Annotated in this window: 13 protein-coding genes; 9 read left to right on the forward strand and 4 right to left on the reverse strand. The window is 73.5% G+C overall.

Features of this window, described 5'->3' with window-relative positions:
- Positions 1-1,123: ATP-dependent DNA ligase (locus IE330_RS10965; protein ID WP_190135724.1), on the reverse strand; the 1,123-nt coding region annotated here is incomplete at its 3' end.
- A gap of 73 nt (positions 1,124-1,196) precedes the next feature.
- Between IE330_RS10965 and ligD the strand changes: the two genes are divergently transcribed.
- Positions 1,197-2,213 carry a non-homologous end-joining DNA ligase gene (gene ligD, locus IE330_RS10970; protein ID WP_190135725.1) on the forward strand — a complete coding sequence of 339 codons (1,017 nt, stop codon included), beginning with the start codon at positions 1,197-1,199 and terminating at the stop codon, positions 2,211-2,213.
- 23 nt (positions 2,214-2,236) lie between these two features.
- On the opposite strand, the gene IE330_RS10975 is transcribed toward ligD, so the two are convergent.
- Together IE330_RS10975 and IE330_RS10980 are read right to left on the reverse strand one after the other, a co-directional pair.
- Positions 2,237-4,429: an OmpL47-type beta-barrel domain-containing protein gene (locus IE330_RS10975; protein WP_190135726.1), complete on the reverse strand. Its 2,193-nt coding sequence runs from the start codon at positions 4,427-4,429 to the stop codon at positions 2,237-2,239.
- A complete protein-coding gene (locus IE330_RS10980; protein ID WP_190135727.1) occupies positions 4,426-6,984 on the reverse strand; it encodes a ThuA domain-containing protein in 2,559 nt (852 codons plus the stop codon). The genes IE330_RS10975 and IE330_RS10980 overlap by 4 nt, the downstream gene beginning before the upstream one ends.
- Positions 6,985-7,216: 232 nt before the next feature.
- On the opposite strand from IE330_RS10980, the gene IE330_RS10985 reads away from it, so the two are divergent.
- From IE330_RS10985 to IE330_RS11020, 8 genes are all read left to right on the forward strand, one after another.
- Complete coding sequence (locus IE330_RS10985) at positions 7,217-8,242, forward strand: multicopper oxidase domain-containing protein (protein ID WP_190135728.1); 1,026 nt, start codon at positions 7,217-7,219, stop codon at positions 8,240-8,242.
- 154 nt (positions 8,243-8,396) lie between these two features.
- Positions 8,397-9,440: a LacI family DNA-binding transcriptional regulator gene (locus IE330_RS10990; RefSeq protein ID WP_190135729.1), complete on the forward strand. Its 1,044-nt coding sequence runs from the start codon at positions 8,397-8,399 to the stop codon at positions 9,438-9,440.
- A gap of 226 nt (positions 9,441-9,666) precedes the next feature.
- Positions 9,667-10,407, forward strand: coding sequence for a GAF and ANTAR domain-containing protein (locus IE330_RS10995; RefSeq protein ID WP_190135730.1), 741 nt, complete (start codon positions 9,667-9,669; stop codon positions 10,405-10,407).
- A complete protein-coding gene (locus IE330_RS11000) occupies positions 10,404-11,132 on the forward strand; it encodes a GAF and ANTAR domain-containing protein (protein ID WP_190135731.1) in 729 nt (242 codons plus the stop codon). The genes IE330_RS10995 and IE330_RS11000 overlap by 4 nt, the downstream gene beginning before the upstream one ends.
- An 82-nt stretch (positions 11,133-11,214) precedes the next feature.
- On the forward strand, positions 11,215-11,910 hold the full coding sequence (locus IE330_RS11005) for an ANTAR domain-containing protein (RefSeq protein ID WP_190135732.1): 696 nt from the start codon (positions 11,215-11,217) through the stop codon (positions 11,908-11,910).
- A 126-nt stretch (positions 11,911-12,036) separates the two neighbouring features.
- Positions 12,037-12,321, forward strand: a complete 285-nt coding sequence (locus tag IE330_RS11010; protein ID WP_190135733.1) for a GlsB/YeaQ/YmgE family stress response membrane protein — start codon at positions 12,037-12,039, stop codon at positions 12,319-12,321.
- 410 nt (positions 12,322-12,731) lie between these two features.
- Entirely contained in the window at positions 12,732-12,911 is a 180-nt protein-coding gene (locus tag IE330_RS11015) for a hypothetical protein (RefSeq protein ID WP_190135734.1), read from the forward strand.
- A gap of 140 nt (positions 12,912-13,051) precedes the next feature.
- On the forward strand, positions 13,052-14,764 hold the full coding sequence (locus IE330_RS11020; protein ID WP_190135735.1) for a RecQ family ATP-dependent DNA helicase: 1,713 nt from the start codon (positions 13,052-13,054) through the stop codon (positions 14,762-14,764).
- A 7-nt stretch (positions 14,765-14,771) separates the two neighbouring features.
- Here IE330_RS11020 and IE330_RS11025 read toward each other — a convergent pair whose 3' ends face one another.
- The gene (locus IE330_RS11025) at positions 14,772-15,995 is read right to left on the reverse strand and encodes a glycoside hydrolase family 64 protein (protein ID WP_190135736.1); all 1,224 of its coding nucleotides are present in this window, start codon (positions 15,993-15,995) and stop codon (positions 14,772-14,774) included.
- Between the last annotated feature and the right edge of the window lie 98 nt (positions 15,996-16,093).

A 16,093-nucleotide genomic window follows, 5' to 3' on the forward strand; every position in this document is an offset into this window, starting at 1 on the left:
CGGCACCGCCCCCGCCCGGCGGCCGGGCCCCGCGGCTCCGCCCGGCGGCACCGCCCGGCGGCGACCCCAGCACCTCGGCCAGATCGTAGCGGGGCGGTTCCTCCAGTTGGGCGTACGTGCACGAGGCGGGGTCGCGGTCCGGCCGCCAGGTGCGGAACTGGGCCGTGTGCCGGAAGCGCGCCCCGTTCTCCATGTGGTCGTACGCCACCTCGCACACCCGCTCCGGGCGCAGCGGCACCCACGACAGGTCCTTCTTGCCCGTCCACCGGCTCACCGCGCCGGGCAGCCGCGCGCTCTCGTGGGCGGCCTCGTCCGTCCAGGCGGCCCACGGGTGCTCCGCGGCGGAGTCCATCCGCAGCGGCTCCAGCTCGGCCACGAGCTGTTCGCGCCGCCTCATGGAGAACGCGGCGCACACCCCGACGTGCTGGAGCGCACCCGCGTCGTCGTACAGGCCGAGCAGCAGCGAGCCGACCACCGGGCCGCTTTTGTGGTAGCGGAACCCGGCGACCACGCAGTCCGCCGTCCGCTCGTGCTTGACCTTGTACATGAGGCGCTCGTTCTGCCGGTAGGCGAGGTCCAGGGGCTTCGCGACCACCCCGTCCAGGCCCGCCCCCTCGAAGCTCTCGAACCACTCCCGCGCCACCTCCCGGTCCAGCGTCGCGGGCGCCAGGTGGACCGGGGCCGTGACGCCCTCCAGCGCCTTGACCAGGAGGCGGCGGCGGTCGCGCAGCGGCACGTCCCACAGCGCCTCGTCGAAGAGGGCGAGCACGTCGAAGGCGACGAACGACGCCGGGGTCCGCTCCGCGAGCGTCCGCACCCGGGACTGAGCCGGGTGGATGCGCTCGGTGAGGGCGTCGAAGTCGAGCCGCCCGCCGCGCGCGATGACGATCTCGCCGTCCAGGACGCACCGCTGCGGCAGCCGCTCCCGCACCGCCTCCACCAGCTCCGGGAAGTAGCGGGTCAGCGGCTTCGCGCCGCGGCTGCCGATCTCGACGTCGGGGCCGTCCCGGAAGACGATCGCGCGGAAGCCGTCCCACTTCGCCTCGTACTGCATGCCCGGCGGGATCTTCGCCACGGACTTGGCGAGCATGGGCTTCACGGGCGGCATCACCGGCAGGTCCATGATCCGATTCTGCGCCGAGGTGGGGGAAACCGCCCGATATGCGCTCTTCGGGCGGCCCGTCTACCGTGGCCGCATGGGTGCGGGCGCGGCGATCGAGCTGACGGCGGGCGAGCGGACGGTACGGCTCTCCAGCCCGGACCGGGTGCTGTTCCCCGAGCGCGGCTTCACCAAGCGGGACCTGGCGGAGTACTTCCTCGCCGTGGGCGACGGCATCCTGCGCGCGCTGCGCGACCGGCCCACCACCCTGGAGCGCTACCCGGAGGGCGTCACCGGCGAGCACTTCTTCCAGAAGCGCGCCCCCAAGAACCGCCCGGACTGGATCCCGACCGCCACCATCGCCTTCCCCAGCGGCCGCACCGCAGACGAGATGTGCCCCACCGAGGTCGGCGCCGTCGTGTGGGCCGCGCAGTACGGCACCCTCACCTTCCACCCCTGGCCGGTGCGCCGTGGCGACCTCGACCACCCCGACGAGCTGCGCCTGGACCTCGACCCGCAGCCCGGCACGGACTACGCCGACGCCGTCCGCGCGGCCCACGAACTGCGCGCGCTGCTCGACGAGTTCGGCCTGCGCGGCTGGCCGAAGACCTCCGGCGGCCGGGGCCTGCACGTGTTCGTGCCGATCGCGCCGCGCTGGACGTTCACCGAGGTCCGCCGGGCCGCGATCACCTGCGGCCGGGAGCTGGAGCGGCGCATGCCGGGGAAGGTGACGACCGCCTGGTGGAAGGAGGAGCGCGGCGAGCGGATCTTCGTCGACTACAACCAGACCGCCCGCGACCGCACCATCGCCTCCGCCTACTCCGTCCGTGCCCGCCCCCACGCCCCGGTCTCCGCGCCGCTGCGCTGGGACGAGCTGGACGACGCCGTGCCCCGGGACTTCGACCTCGGGACGATGCCCGCGCGCTTCGCCGAACTCGGCGACCTGCACCGCGACATGGACGAGCACGCCTACTCGCTGGAGAAGCTCCTGGAGCGGGCCGACCGCGACGAGCACGACCACGGCCTCGGCGACCTGCCCTATCCGCCGGAGTACCCGAAGATGCCCGGCGAGCCGAAGCGGGTCCAGCCGAGCCGTGCCCGGCACGACGGCTGAACCCGCCCTGACGCCCCGAGCGGTCACAGCTCCTTGATCCGGATGTCGCGGTACGACACCACGTCGGTGACCCCGTGGACCTGGAGGCCCACGTAGCCGGTCGCGTAGCGGCGGCCGTCCGTGCCGGGGTCGTCGGCGCGCGGCGGCTCGAAGACCTGGCCGCCGCCGTTCTCGAACTCGTTGATCAGCACGCCGTTGCGGTACACCGCGTAGTGCTGGCCGACCACGCGGATCTCGTAGTCGTTCCAGGTGCCCTTCGGCGTCACGCCCGCGCCCGCGAGGCCGACGCGGTCGAAGCCGTAGACCGACCCGGTCTTGTACATGTCGCCGTCGGGGCGGTCGAGGACCTGGACCTCGTGGCCGTACTTGATGGCCACCCACTCCGGGCGCGGCTCCTCCGGGTGGTCGTGGACCTGCGGGAAGCGCACGAAGACACCGGAGTTGGCGTTGCCCTGGCCGGGCGCGTCGTCGCGCCACTGGAGCTTCAGCGAGAAGTCGCCGTACTTGCGCGCGGGGAACCACAGCATGCCGAGACCGCTCCTGGTGGTGCCCGACGTCATGGTGCCGTCGGCGTTCAGCTCGAACGAACCGCCGCCCACATGCTGCCACCTGGCGAACGACTGCCGCGTACCGTCGAAGAGGGGGCGGTAGCCCTCGGTCTGGCCGGGCTCGCCGATGCCGGAGTCCTTCGCCGCGCGGTTGATCGCGGTGTGCTCGCGCCGGTCGATCTCGCCCGCCCTCCTCAGCCGGTCCGTGACCGCCTTGACGTGCTTGAGGAACAGCGCGTGCGACGACCAGTCCTTCTCGTCCTCGATCAGTTCGCCGATCCGGCAGCGGTTGTCGGTGACCCGGTTCGGGATGCCCGTGTCGACCGTGCCGACGAAGACCGTCGACCGCTCGTCGTACTCGGGGCAGGCGGGACCCGGCACTCCGCCGCCCTGGGCGACGGTGAACGCCACCGACTTCGCGGGCGCCGTGTTGCCCGCCTTGTCGCTCGCCCGGTACGCCACGGTGTGCCGCCCGACGCGGTCGACGACCACGGGGGCCGCGTACGCGACGTAGGGGCCGCCGTCCAGGGAGTACTCGACCTTGTCGACGCCCGAGCCCGCGTCGGTGGCGGTGACCGTCACCTTCGCCCGGCCGACGTAGGCGCCGTCGGAGTTCTTGTCGCCCTCGACCTTCGCCGAGGTCTGGGGCGGCGTCCTGTCCTCCGCGGGCGGGGCGACCACCGTGAACGCGACCGACTTCTCGGGCGCCACGTTCCCGGCCTTGTCGGACGCCCGGTAGCGCACCGTGTGGGAGCCGGGCGCGTGCACCATCACCGGCGCGGTGTACGCGGTCCAGGCGCCGTCGCCGAGCGCGTACTCGACCGTGTTTAGGCCGGAGCCCGCGTCGGAGGCCGCCACCGTGACCGTCGCCATGCCGACGTACTGGCCCTGCCCGTTCTGCTCGCCGGTGACGGTGGCGGAGGTCTCCGGAGGCGTCCTGTCGTCGTTCGGCGGCGCGACGACGCGGAAGTCCACCGCCTTCTCTGCGGCCACGTTGCCCGCCTTGTCGCTCGCGCGGTAGCGGACCTTGTGGGCGCCGACCGTGTTCACGACCACCGGGGCGGTGTACGGCTGCCACGCGCCGTCCGCGCCGAGGGCGTACTCGACCTTGTCGACGCCCGAGCCCGCGTCGGTGGCCGTCACCGTGACCGTCGCCGAGCCGACGTACGCGCCGTCGCCGTCGGTCGCGCCGTCGACCTGCGCCTTCGTCTCGGGCGCGGTCGTGTCCTGCCCGCCGTCCTCGGTCACGACGAGGACGCCCTGCATCGCCCCGTGCCCGGGGATGGTGCAGTAGTAGCGGTAACGGCCGGGGGTGAGGGTGACCTCGGCGGTGTGCCTGCCGCCCCGGTCGTCGCCGGGGTTGGCGAGGATGTTCAGCGCGACGTCGTCGTTGTACTCCGGGTCGGACACGTCGAACGTCAGCGTGTGCGGCATGCCGGTGGTGTTGCCGGTCGCCACGCTGTTCTCGAAGACGATCGTGGTCCGGCCCGCGACCGCCGTCGTCGGCGCGGACCGGTACGCGTCGATGTCGTTGTCTGCGGTCCAGGTCAGGGTCTGCTGCTGGAGCCGGGGCTCGTCCGGCCGGGCGGTGGCCGCCGGGACCAGGCCGAGCACCAGCGCGAGCGCCGCGAGCAGCACCGGCCACACGCGTGGGGGAGCGGTTCTCATCGTCGCGCCTTCCTGGCCAGGTCGCCCGCGGCCGGGGTGGCCTCGCCGCCGGTGTACGTCACGCGCCACAGCGCCGACTTGGCGTCCGAGGTGAAGAAGCCGCGCCCGTAGTCGAGGACGTACAGCGAGCCGTCCGGCGCGAACTTCCAGTCCATGAGGTTCTTGATGCCGTCGTCGCCCACGGGAACGATCTTGCGCAGGGACTCGGCGTGCACCGGGAGCCCGCCCTTGCCGACCGTCTTCGGGTCGGTGAGCACCGCGTGCCGCGGCTGCTCGCCGTCGTAGAAGTCACCGACGAACCACTTGCCGTCCCAGTACGCGGGCCAGGCTCCGGGCCCCGCGCCCGCCGGGTCGTGGCGGTGGACGGGGCCGTTCATCGTGGCCTGGCCGCCGCCCTTGAGCCACGGCAGGAGCTGCCTCTGCTCGGACGTCTCGTAGCTGGGGACGCCGTTCGCGTCGCGGGGGTAGTCGATGCCGCCGCCCTGGGGGGAGTACCAGATGGTGTTGGGCTCGGCGGGCGGGATCTTCACCAGGCCGTCGTTGTTCGGCGACTCGTTGCGCAGGTTCCGGCAGTCGTACCAGCCCAGCGGCTTGGCCGGGTCCGGCAGGTTGCGGTCGCGGTAGGGCTGGTTGTTGCCCATGCAGTACGGCCAGCCGCGGTTGGAGGCGTGCGTGATCGCCGCGAACGTGTCGTACTTCGCGGGGCCCCACGTCGTCGACGGCCGGCTCGCGTCGGGTCCCACCCAGCCCGCGTAGAGGATGTCGGTCTTCTTGTCGACGAAGATGCGCGCCGGGTTCCTGACGCCCATCACGTAGATCTCGCCGCGCGTCCTGCCGCCGCCCTCGTCCGGCTCCCTGCCGGTGAAGAGATTGCCCTCGGGAAGCGTGTACGTGCCGTCGGGCTCGGGGTGGATGCGCAGGATCTTGCCGTTGAGGTTGTTGGTGTTGCCCGCGGTGCGGCGGGCGTCGGCGAAGGAGACGCCCTTGAAGTTCGGCTGCGGGTTGTTGCCCGCGTAGCCCTCGCTGAAGCCGGAGGAGTTGTTGTCACCGGTGGCGATGTACAGGTTCCCCCGGGAGTCCCAGGTCATCCCGCCGCCCGCGTGGCAGCAACTGTGGATCTGCACCGGCCACTTGAGCAGTACCTTCTCGCTGTCCATGGCGAGCTTCCGCGTGCCCTTGTCGTACGTGAAGCGGGAGACGTAGCGCTCGCCCATGTGCGTGTCGCGGTTGATGCGGGCGTGCGGCGTGTAGTGCAGGTACACCCAGCCGTTGTCCTCGAACCGCGGGTCCAGCTCGATGCCGAGCAGGCCCTCCTCGTTCTTGACCAGCTCACCGCCGCCGCCCTTGTTGCCGAAGACGGTGACGGCGCCCGCGAGCGTCGACTCCTTGGTGCGCGGGTCGTGGACGTGGATCTCGCCGCGGCCCTTGCCGACGTCCGGGTCGTTCCAGTCGGTGACCACGGGCCGGGAGGAGTCGGCGCCGCCGCGGCCGATGGTGAACACCGTGCCGTCGGGCGCCGTCACCAGGCCGTGCGGCTCGCCGATCCGGTCGTTCTGCCCTGGCTGGTTGGGCCGGGTCACGCGCTCGGCCTTGTAGTGGGCGGTGATGGTGGCCTTGCAGTCGGCGCGCGCAAGGCGGGTGGTCCACAGCAGGGCGCCGCGCAGATGCGCCCGGAAGTCCGTCTCGTCGTACGCGTCGGGGGTGCCGCCCATGCCGGTGTAGAAGGAGCGGCCGCCGTCGTAGTCGCGGCACCAGGAGACCGGGTGGTCCCAGCCGTTGGCGCCGGCGCCCGGCCTGTACGTCGACTCGCGTACGCGCGCCACGGTGTGCACGCCGCCCGAGGGGTTGGTCTCCCAGTTCAGCCACCGGTCGGGGCGCTTCCACTCCAGCGGCAGGTCCTTGGTGGCCGGGTGGCGCCGGTCGCCGACCTCGACGGTCGCGCGCTGCGCGGCCGGCGGGTCCTCGTCCTTCGGGCGGGCGCCGATCAGCCCGGTGAACCAGCTCGAGTAGGGCTCCGCGCGGGCCGCGTCGTGCAGGCCGAGGAAGCCGCCGCCGGCCTCCATGTAGGCCTCAAGGCCCGCCTCCTGCTCGGCGTCGAGCACGTCGCCGCCGCCGGTCACGAAGGCGACCGCGTGGAACCTGCCGAGCCGCCGGGCGTCGGTGAACACGGCCGGGTCGTCGGTCGCCGTCACCGCGAACCGCTCGGCGGCCGGGCCCGACCGGCCGATCGCCTCGATCGCGGCGATGGCGGCGTCCACGACGGGCGACTCGTCACCGGGCGCGGCGGAGCCGTGGAAGACGAGCACGCGCACGGCCGCGCCGCCCGGCGGGGACGGCAGCGACATCGTTGTCCGCACGGGTTCGGGGAAGGGCCGCGCGGACGAGGCGGGGCCCGACAGGGCGCCCGTGAGAAGTGCGCCCGCGACCAGGGCGGCCGCCCCGGCGCGGCGCGCGGACCTGTGTGCTCCCGACGTGCTGCGCGCTCTGGACGCTCTGTGCCTGGTTCTGCCCAACCTGCGTACGGTTGGGGGCGTGTGATGCGGTGTCAGCCGCATGAGCAACCCACCCCTCGTCGGTCACGGCTCTGGCGGATACAGCAACGGCGCCGCTGAAGCTAGCCCTCTTTCGACGGCTGGCCAAGAGCTATGACATGACTCCGTCGACCTTTGTCCTGTGTGTGGATAAACGCGGGGCCTGCCGCTAGCGTGTGGCCGGATCCCACACCTCGCGCGCCGCGACCGCGCCCGTACGCGGAGCCAATCGCCCTACGACATGGGGGAGTTCGGCATGGACAGACGCAGCTTCAACCGGCGGATGCTCGCGGGAGGGGCGGCCGCCGCGACCGGGGTGACATCGATGTCGGCCCTGGCGCCCGAAGCCGTACCGGCCGAAAAGCCGCCCCCGAGGGCCCCGGCGGGCGGCGAGGTCCGGCGCATCACCCTGTACGCCGAGAAGCTCCCCGACGGGCAGCTCGGCTACGGCCTGGAGAAGGGCGGGGCGACGGTCCCCGGCCCGCTGATCGAGCTCAACGAGGGCGACACGCTGCACATCGACGTCGAGAACACCACGGACGCCGACGTCAGCCTGCACGTCCACGGCATGGACTACGAGATCTCCAGCGACGGCACCCGGCACACCACGTCCCACGTGGCGCCCGGCAAGAGGCGCACCTACACCTGGCGCACGCACCGGCCCGGCCGCCGCAAGGACGGCACCTGGCGCCCCGGCACCGCCGGGTACTGGCACTACCACGACCACGTGGTCGGCACCGACCACGGCACGGGCGGCCTCCGCAAGGGCCTCTACGGGGCGGTGATCGTGCGCCGCGAGGGCGACGTCCTGCCCGACAAGACCTTCGTGGTCGTCTTCAACGACATGCTGATCAACAACAGGCCCGCCCACTCCGGCCCCCACTTCGAGGCCACCGTGGGGGAGCGGGTTGAGTTCGTGTCCATCACGCACGGCGAGTACTACCACACGTTCCACCTCCACGGTCACCGCTGGGCCGACAATCGCACCGGCATGCTCACCGGCCCCGACGACCCCAGCCAGATCCTCGACGACAAGATCACCGGGCCGGGTGACTCGTTCGGGTTCCAGGTGATCGCGGGAGAGGGAGTCGGCGCGGGCGCGTGGATGTACCACTGTCACGTGCAGAGCCACTCGGACATGGGGATGGTGGGCCTGTTCCTGGTCAGGAAGCCGGACGGCACGATCCCCGACTACGAGCCGCACCACCCCCACCGCACACGGGAAGGCGCGGCAAAGAAGCGGAAGCAGGCACACCGCGGACGGGCACAGCCACACCACTAGCGGGGCCGAGCGCCTCCCGGGACAGGCCCGCCGACGCCCGTTGTCGTCCGGACGGCGGAGCGGCGCCCCCGGCGCGAACGTGGCTCGGGGGCGTACGGGACGGGCGTGCGCCGCGGCTATCCTGACCGGCAACCGCCGATGAGGAGTCCCGAAGGTGAGCGAGGCAGTGGCGCGTCCCACCCTGGAGGCCGTGGCCGCGCGGGCCGGTGTCTCGCGGGCGACGGTGTCCCGGGTCGTGAACGGTGAGGCGGGGGTGCGGGAAGCCCTCGCGGCGAAGGTGAGACGGGCCGTGGAGGAGCTCGGCTACGTCCCCAACCGGGCCGCCCGCAGCCTCGTCACCCGCCGCCACGACGCCGTCGCGGTCGTGATAGCCGAACCGGAGACGCGCGTGTTCGCCGACCCGTTCTTCGCGCTCCAACTGCGCGGCATCAGCAAGGAACTGACCGCGCACGACGTCCAACTGGTGCTGCTGCTCACCGAGGGCCGCGCCGACCACGCGCGCGTGGGGCGCTACCTCTCCGGCGGCCACGTCGACGGCGCGCTCGTCTTCTCGCTGCACCTGGACGACCCGCTGCCGGGCCTCGTCCAGGGCGCGGGCGTGCCCACGGTGTTCGGCGGCCGGCCCGGCTGGGCGGGCGGCGCCGACGCCCGGTACGTCGACTGCGACAACCGCGGCGGCGCCCGCGCGGCCGTGCGCCACCTCGCCGGACTCGGCCGCACGCGGATCGCGCACATCACCGGCGCCCTCGACCAGACGTCGGCCGTCGACCGCCTGGAGGGCTTCCGGGACGTGCTGCCCTCCCCGGACGCGCGGCTCGTCGCCGAGGGCGACTTCTCCCCCGCGGGCGGCGAACTCGCCATGCGGCACCTGCTCGACCGGTGCCCCGACCTCGACGCGGTGTTCGCCGCGAACGACCTGTCGGCGGCGGGGGCGCTGCGCGTGCTGCGCGCGGCGGGACGGCGCGTACCGGACGACGTCGCCGTGGTCGGCTTCGACGACATGCTGCCCGTCGCCGAACAGGCCGACCCGCCGCTGACCACGGTCCGTCAGGACATCGAGGAGATGGGGCGCCTGATGGCGGCGATGCTGCTGCGCGGCCGGCCGCGGGGGTCCGGACGGCACCCGGAGACCGACGACGCCGACGAGACGGCGAGCGTCGTGCTGCCCACGGAGCTGGTGCGGCGCGAGTCCGCGTAGCGGGCGCGCGGGGCGCGCCCCGCGCGTCAGGGAGGTCCCCGCGCTCCCGGCGGCCCCGCCGGGCGGCGGACCTCGCCCCGCCCCGGCCAGGTGCCCGCCACCCGGGCCACCATGGCCGACGGAAGTGACTCTCCCCGCGCGCGTGGTGCCTAGACTGGGAGGGCTGGGGACCCATGGGTGTGCGGTCGTCTTTCCCGGCAGGAGGACGGGCCGGAGGTGAGGGCCGGTGGGGACCGACAACAACCTGGCTGCCGTGCTGGAGAGCCTGCAGCCGTCCCCCGGGGACACGGGCCTGATCAGCGCCGACCCGTACCTGTGCGCCCAGCTCCTGGGCGTGGACGGCGTCGCTGTCTGCGTGCTGACCGACGGCGGTCCCGGTGAGCTGCTGTGGTCCACCGGGGGCACCGGGGCGTGGCTGGCGGACGTCCAGTACACCCTCGGGCAGGGCCCGTGCCTCGACGTGGCAGCGTCCTGCGCGCCGGTGTTCGCACCGGACCTGTCGCGCCTGCCGCCCGGACGGTGGCCCGCGCTGCTGCCCGAGGTCGTGGCCACGGGCATCGCCGCCGTCTTCTGCTTCCCGCTGAGCGTCGGGTCCGCCTGCCTGGGCACGCTGACCCTGCACCGCACGGTGCCCGGCCCGCTGCCGGACTCCGCGATGACCGACGCGTGGCTCGTGGCCGACGCCCTGTCCGCCGTCCTCCTGCGGGGCGGCCCGCAGCAGGAGGCCTTCGCCGCGGGCGAGACCTCGGACTTCTACGGTGCCGTCGTCCACCAGGCCACCGGCATGGTCAGCGTCCAGGCGTCGGTGCCCCTGGCGCAGGCGTTGCTGCGCCTGCGTGCCCACGCCTTCCGGCACGGGCGGACGGTCGCCGAGGTCGCGGAGGACGTGACGGCCAGGCGACTTCACTTCCGAGACGCTGAGAACGGGCCGGAGACAGGAGCCGGCGAAGGGACTGGAAGGCCATGAACCGTGCGGAACAGTGGCCGGCGGCCATGGTCGAGGTCGTCGACACCCTGGTGGACGATGTCGACCTGATCGATTTCCTGCGCCACCTGTGCGACCGCTGCACCGAGCTGCTCGACGTGCCGGCCGTGGGCGTCATGCTCTCCGCCCCGACCGGCAAACTACAGCTCATCGCGGCCTCCGACGAGCACACCGGGCTGCTGGAACTCTTCGCCCTGCCAACCGACGAAGGCCCCTGCGTGGAGTGCTACCGCACCGGCACCGCCCGGCTCAACATCGACCTCCGGGTCCCCTCCCAGGTGTCGGCCTTCCCGCGCTTCGCCGAACGCGCCCGCCAGGGCGACTTCGTCACCGGCCACGCCCTGCCGATGCGGGTGCGCAGGCGGGTCGTGGGCGCGCTGAACCTCTTCGACACCCGGGAGCAGGAGCTCAGCGAGACCGACGCGCGCGTGGCGCAGGCGCTGGCGGACGTGGCGACCATCGCCGTACTGCAGCACCGCACCCTCGTGCACACGGACGTCGAGCGGGCGCAGACGAAGGCCGCCCTGTCGAGCCGCGTCGTCATCGAGCAGGCCAAGGGCATCCTGGCCGAACGCCGGCAGGCCACCCCCGACGAGGCGTTCGGGGCCCCGCGCCGGCACGCCCGTGCCCATCAGTTCCGGCTGACCGCGCCGTCCCGGCAGGTGATCGACGGGTCGGACGTGGTACGCGTCATCCAGCGCCCCTGACCGGCCGCCCCGGGCCGGCACACGCTTCGCGGCGCCGGTCCCGGGGGCCGCCCGGGCACCTCCTCCGAGCGACAGAGGTCCGATGGACAACGACCACCACGCCGCGGCGTGGCAACGCATCAGCTCCGTCGCCTCCACCGCCGGCCTCTCCCTCGTCAGCGCCTGTGAGGTCTGCGCCGACGACCTGGGCGCCGACTTCGCCGGTGCCACCCTGGTCACCGCCGGGGAGCTGCGGCTGATGGGCGCGGCGACCGACGAGCGCGCGAGGGCCGTGGAGGACGCGCAGCTCGTCACGGGCGAGGGGCCCTGCACCGACGCCTACGTCCGCCGGGCCCCCGTCGAAGAGGCGGAGCTCGGCCGGGCGAGCGGCAGGTGGCCCGCCTTCGCCCCCCTCGCCGTGGAACAGGGCGCGCACGGCGTCCTGGCCCTGCCCCTGACCATCGGCGTCCTCGCCGTCGGCGCCGTGGACCTCTACCGCTGCGCGCCCACTCCGTTCACCGCGGCCGAGAAGACCCGGGCCACCGCGTACGCCCGCATCCTGGCCGTGCTCGCCCTGGAGGAGCACCCGCACCTGCTCACCGCCTTGCCCACGCGGCCCGCCCGGCGCGGACCGCAGGGCTACCCGCCCACCGTCCACATGGCCGCGGGCGTCCTCGCCGCCGCCTACGACATCACCCCGGACGACGCCCTGGCCCGCCTCCGCGCCCACTCCTTCCGTCACAACCAGCCCCTGCTGCGCACCGCCGAGCACGTCCTCGACCACCAACGGCTCGACTAGGGCGACGGGCGGCCCCGCCGCGGGCGCGTGCCGCCGTACGTTCGATATCCGGACCCTCACGCCCGTTTCGCACGGTGCTGCCGGGAAACACGAGCGGTGAATCGATTGCAAGGGAGAAACACCGCTATGGGCGTTATCGGGTGGATAGTCGTCGGGCTGCTCGCGGGAGCCGTCGCCAAGGCGATCATGCCGGGCAAGGACCCGGGCGGGATCATCGTCACCATGCTCATCGGCATCGCCGGAGGCCTGCTCGGCGGCTTCCTCGGCAAGGTGATCTTCGGGGTCGACTCGATCGACGGCTTCTTCGAGCTGTCGACCTGGGTCGCGGCCGTCGTCGGCTCGGTCATCCTCCTCGCGCTGTACCGGATGCTCACCGGCCGGGGGCACCGGCGCGGGCACGCCCACGCCTAGCCGTCGGGGCGGGAGCGGGGCGCGCCGAGGGCGTGAGCGGCGTACCGGGCGCACGCGGAGATCTCGTCCGCGTGCCCGCCCACCCCGCGCCTCCTACGATGGGAACGACGAGGCCGTCCTCGGCCCAGGGCCGGTGCCCCGCCCCTGCCGACCGGGACCGGTCGAGCGCCGTCCCCTCGGGAAAGGCCCCGGACAGGGGTCGACCGTCCGTTCCGCGGCGCTTCCACGTACAGGCTTCCGTACGGATTCCACGGGCGTAACGGACGCCGTTTCCGCGGGCGCAGCCGCGCGACGGTCCGACGGTGCGGCGAGCCGAAGCGGCGGACACCCCGCGGGCGGACGTCCCACAGACGCAAACAGCGCAGACAGCAGGCAGCGCAGACAGCAGACAGAAGGTGAGGGGAAGAGTCATGACCGTCCCTGAGGAGAACCGGCCGAAGACCGGGACCACCGACGACACCGTCTTCGACACGGACGCCACGGACACCGCGGACGAGTCCACCGCGGGCGGGACCGGGCGCACCGTCCGCGAGGCGATGGAGGAGGCCGGGGTCCGCCCCGAGGACTTCGAGGAACAGGAGCGGAAGTAGTAGTTCCGCCGCGCACCACTGACCGGCCGCCGACGAACCGCTCGGCGGCCGTGGTGTGCCGGAGCCCGGGGAAGGGCCCCGGGGGGTGTTGCCCGCAGTGAAGCAGCGAAGAGTCGAGCGGACGGTGAGGAGAGAGGGCCATGGGGCGAAAGGCGTCACGGGCGGAGCGGGACCGGAGCGCGCGCCTGCGGGAGATCGCCGCCGACGTGTTCGGCTGGGACAGCCTCCTGCCCGAGCAGCTCACCGCCATGGAGTGGGTGCTCGACGGTGAGGACGTGCTGGTCGTCATGGCGACCGGGTCCGGGAAGTCCGCCGTCTACCAGCTCCCCGCCGTCCTGCTGCCCGGCCCGGTCGTGGTCGTCTCGCCGCTGCTGGCCCTCCAGCGGGACCAGATCGAAGGCCTCCCGGAGGGCGAGGGCGCCCCCGGCGCCGTCGCCGTCAACTCCGACCTCGGTGCGGCGCGGACGGAGGAGGCCTGGGAGAAGGTGCGCGCCGGCCAGGCGCGGCTGGTGTACCTGTCGCCCGAGCAACTGGCCAAGGACGAGGTGCTGGCGCGCCTCGCCGAGGCCGGCCCGTCCCTGTTCGTGGTGGACGAGGCCCAGTGCGTGGCGTCCTGGGGCCACGACTTCCGCCCCGACTACCGGCGCCTGGAGGCGGCGGTGCGCCGCGTGGGCGGGCCCCCGGTGCTGGCCCTGACGGCGACCGCGGCCCCGCCGGTGCGCAAGGAGATCGTCGAGCGCCTCGGCATGCGCGAGCCCCGGCTGCTGGTCACCGGTTTCGACCGGCCGAACATCAGGCTGGAGGCGGACCGCTTCCTGGACGAGGACGACCGGCGCCGCGCGGTGGTCGAACGGGCCGCCGCCGAACCCAAACCGGGCATCGTCTACGCCGCCACGCGCAAGGCCTGCGAGGAGTACGCGCAGGAGCTGTCCGCCCTGGGGCTCGCCGCCGAGGCGTACCACGCCGGGCTGCGCGCCGGTGAGCGCACCAGGATCCACGACGCCTTCCTCTCCGGCGCGGCGGACGTCGTGGTGGCGACCTCGGCGTTCGGCATGGGCATCGACAAGGAGGACGTACGGTTCGTGCTGCACGCGGCGCTGCCGGGCTCCCTGGACGCCTACTACCAGGAGATCGGCCGCGGCGGCAGGGACGGGCGCCCGGCTCTCGCCGTCCTGCACCACCGGTCGGAGGACACCGGCATGCAGACGTATTTCGCCGGGCGCGTCCCCGGCCACGACACGCTGTCCGCCGTGGCCGACGCCGTCCACGACCGCGACCACGACGACGACCCGGCGGACCTGGCCGGTCTGCGCGCGGACACGGGCCTGTCCGGGAACCGGGTCACCGCGGCGGTCAATCTGATGGAGGAGGCCGACGCCGTCACCACGGGCGAGGAGGGAGAGGTCCGTCCGGCCCCCGGCGTCTCGGCCGACGAGGCGGTCGAGGAGGCCGAGCGGGCGGCACAGGCGCACCGGCGCACCGACCGGTCACGGGTGGAGATGGCCCGCGCGTACGCCGAGACGACGGGCTGCCGGCGCCGCCTCCTGCTCGGCTACTTCGGCGAGGACCACCCGGCTCCGTGCGGGAACTGCGACCGGTGCGACGAGAGCGGTACGGAGGACCCGGCCGCCGAGCGCCCCACGCACCCGGCGGCGGCCCGCTACCCCGTCGGGAGCGAGGTACGCCACGAGCAGTGGGGCGACGGCGTGGTGCTGAGCGAGGACAAGGACCGCATCACGGTCCTCTTCGAGCAGGCCGGGTACCGCACGCTGGCCCTGGAGGCGGTGGCCGGGCACGACGGCCTGCTCACCGTGGTGCGCGGGCCGGGCGCTGACCGGCAGGACCGCGGCTGAGGGGCCCTCAGGCGCCCACGGTCACCGTGAACCGCCGCGGGTTGCCGTCGTGGGCGGCGCCCGACACGTCCGGCTGGCCGTCCGGGCGCACGTCGTCGTACGGGAACGCGTACCCGATGGGGGAGTGGGCGTGGACCAGGCGCGCCCAGTGGTTGGTGACGGCGCTCCGGTAGTAGTCGCCCGCGGTGGTGCCGTTGGGCTGGGAGGGGTGGCTGAGCATGAGGCCGCGGTTGAACCCGGCGGCGAGGCGGGCGAGGATCGCCTTCTTGTCGTCGGGGTCGCCGGGGTTGTTGGCGAACGGGCCGTGGTCGCAGGTGAAGACGTCCCGCGACGTGGGCTTGGCGAAGGTGTGCCCGCCCTCGAAGGTGAGGGTGTTCCCGCTGACCCGGCCCGCGCGGACGCCGCGCCCGCCCTGCAGGTCGATGCGCAGGTCGGTGGCGCGGTACTTCTCCCAGACCTGGTCCACGTAGGCGCTCCAGTAGTCGCGGAACGGCATCTGGTCGGGCCGGTCGGCGTACGGGGCCATGACGTTCTGCGGCGACACGACCCGCAGGACGCGCCCCTCGCGGCGGATCACCAGCTTGTCCCACGGCCGGCCGTCCTTGCCCGCCTGCGCCACGAGGCCGGCGGCGATCCTGTCGACGGCGCCGTCGGGCAGCGGCGCCACGGTGTGGGTCGCGTCGCCCTCCAGGGTCAGGCCGATGGGCAGGGCGGTGACCAGGTCGACGTAGCTGATGTTCGCGTACAACTGGGTGCTGTTGAAGGTGAACTCGCAGAACGACCAGGTGCGGCCGTGGTTCGGGTCGGCCGGGGTGGCGAAGGCGGGCTCGACGAGGGCGGGGCCCGGGTTCAGGAAGAAGTCGAGCTTGTCGTCGCGCACGAAGTACACGCGGGCGCCGTACATCTGCGGCAGCGTCAGCACCTTGGGGGCCGACCCCGCGGGGCCCAGCGGGATGGAGCAGTCGACGGGCAGCGGCGTCCGCGGGGCCGGCGGGGACGCGGGGCGGTAGACCCCGCCGTCCGCCGTGAGCAGCAGCCAGCGACCGGTGCCCGGCTCGTGGCCCGTGACGTACGCGCGGACCTGCCCGGGCAACGAGGCGTTGCGCAGGGCGAGTTCGCAGGTGGCGGGGGCCGCAGCAGCGCGCGGGCCGAGGGCGGCGCCCCAGAGCGGGTAGGTGAGGGCGCTGGTGGCGGCGACGGTGGACGTCAGGAACACTCTGCGCGAGATCACGGCATCTCTCCTGGCGGGAACGTGGGGGGAGGGGAGCAGGAGCGCGGCCCGGGAGCGCGGTGGTGCCTCAAGGTGCCCCCACTGTCGCGGCCGGGAAA

This window comes from Streptomyces longispororuber (assembly GCF_014656095.1).
Taxonomy (GTDB): Bacteria; Actinomycetota; Actinomycetes; order Streptomycetales; family Streptomycetaceae; genus Streptomyces; species Streptomyces longispororuber.

Bases quoted from the DNA above. Each gene is read 5' to 3' on its own strand.
- IE330_RS11015 (WP_190135734.1), top strand. From the start codon at position 12,732: ATGACCGTCCCTGAGGAGAACCGGCCGAAGACCGGGACCACCGACGAC.
- IE330_RS10975 (WP_190135726.1), bottom strand. From the start codon at position 4,429: ATGAGAACCGCTCCCCCACGCGTGTGGCCGGTGCTGCTCGCGGCGCTC.
- IE330_RS11005 (WP_190135732.1), top strand. From the start codon at position 11,215: ATGGACAACGACCACCACGCCGCGGCGTGGCAACGCATCAGCTCCGTC.
- IE330_RS11000 (WP_190135731.1), top strand. From the start codon at position 10,404: ATGAACCGTGCGGAACAGTGGCCGGCGGCCATGGTCGAGGTCGTCGAC.
- IE330_RS11010 (WP_190135733.1), top strand. From the start codon at position 12,037: ATGGGCGTTATCGGGTGGATAGTCGTCGGGCTGCTCGCGGGAGCCGTC.
- IE330_RS10985 (WP_190135728.1), top strand. From the start codon at position 7,217: ATGGACAGACGCAGCTTCAACCGGCGGATGCTCGCGGGAGGGGCGGCC.
- ligD (WP_190135725.1), top strand. From the start codon at position 1,197: ATGGGTGCGGGCGCGGCGATCGAGCTGACGGCGGGCGAGCGGACGGTA.
- IE330_RS10980 (WP_190135727.1), bottom strand. From the start codon at position 6,984: ATGCGGCTGACACCGCATCACACGCCCCCAACCGTACGCAGGTTGGGC.
- IE330_RS11020 (WP_190135735.1), top strand. From the start codon at position 13,052: ATGGGGCGAAAGGCGTCACGGGCGGAGCGGGACCGGAGCGCGCGCCTG.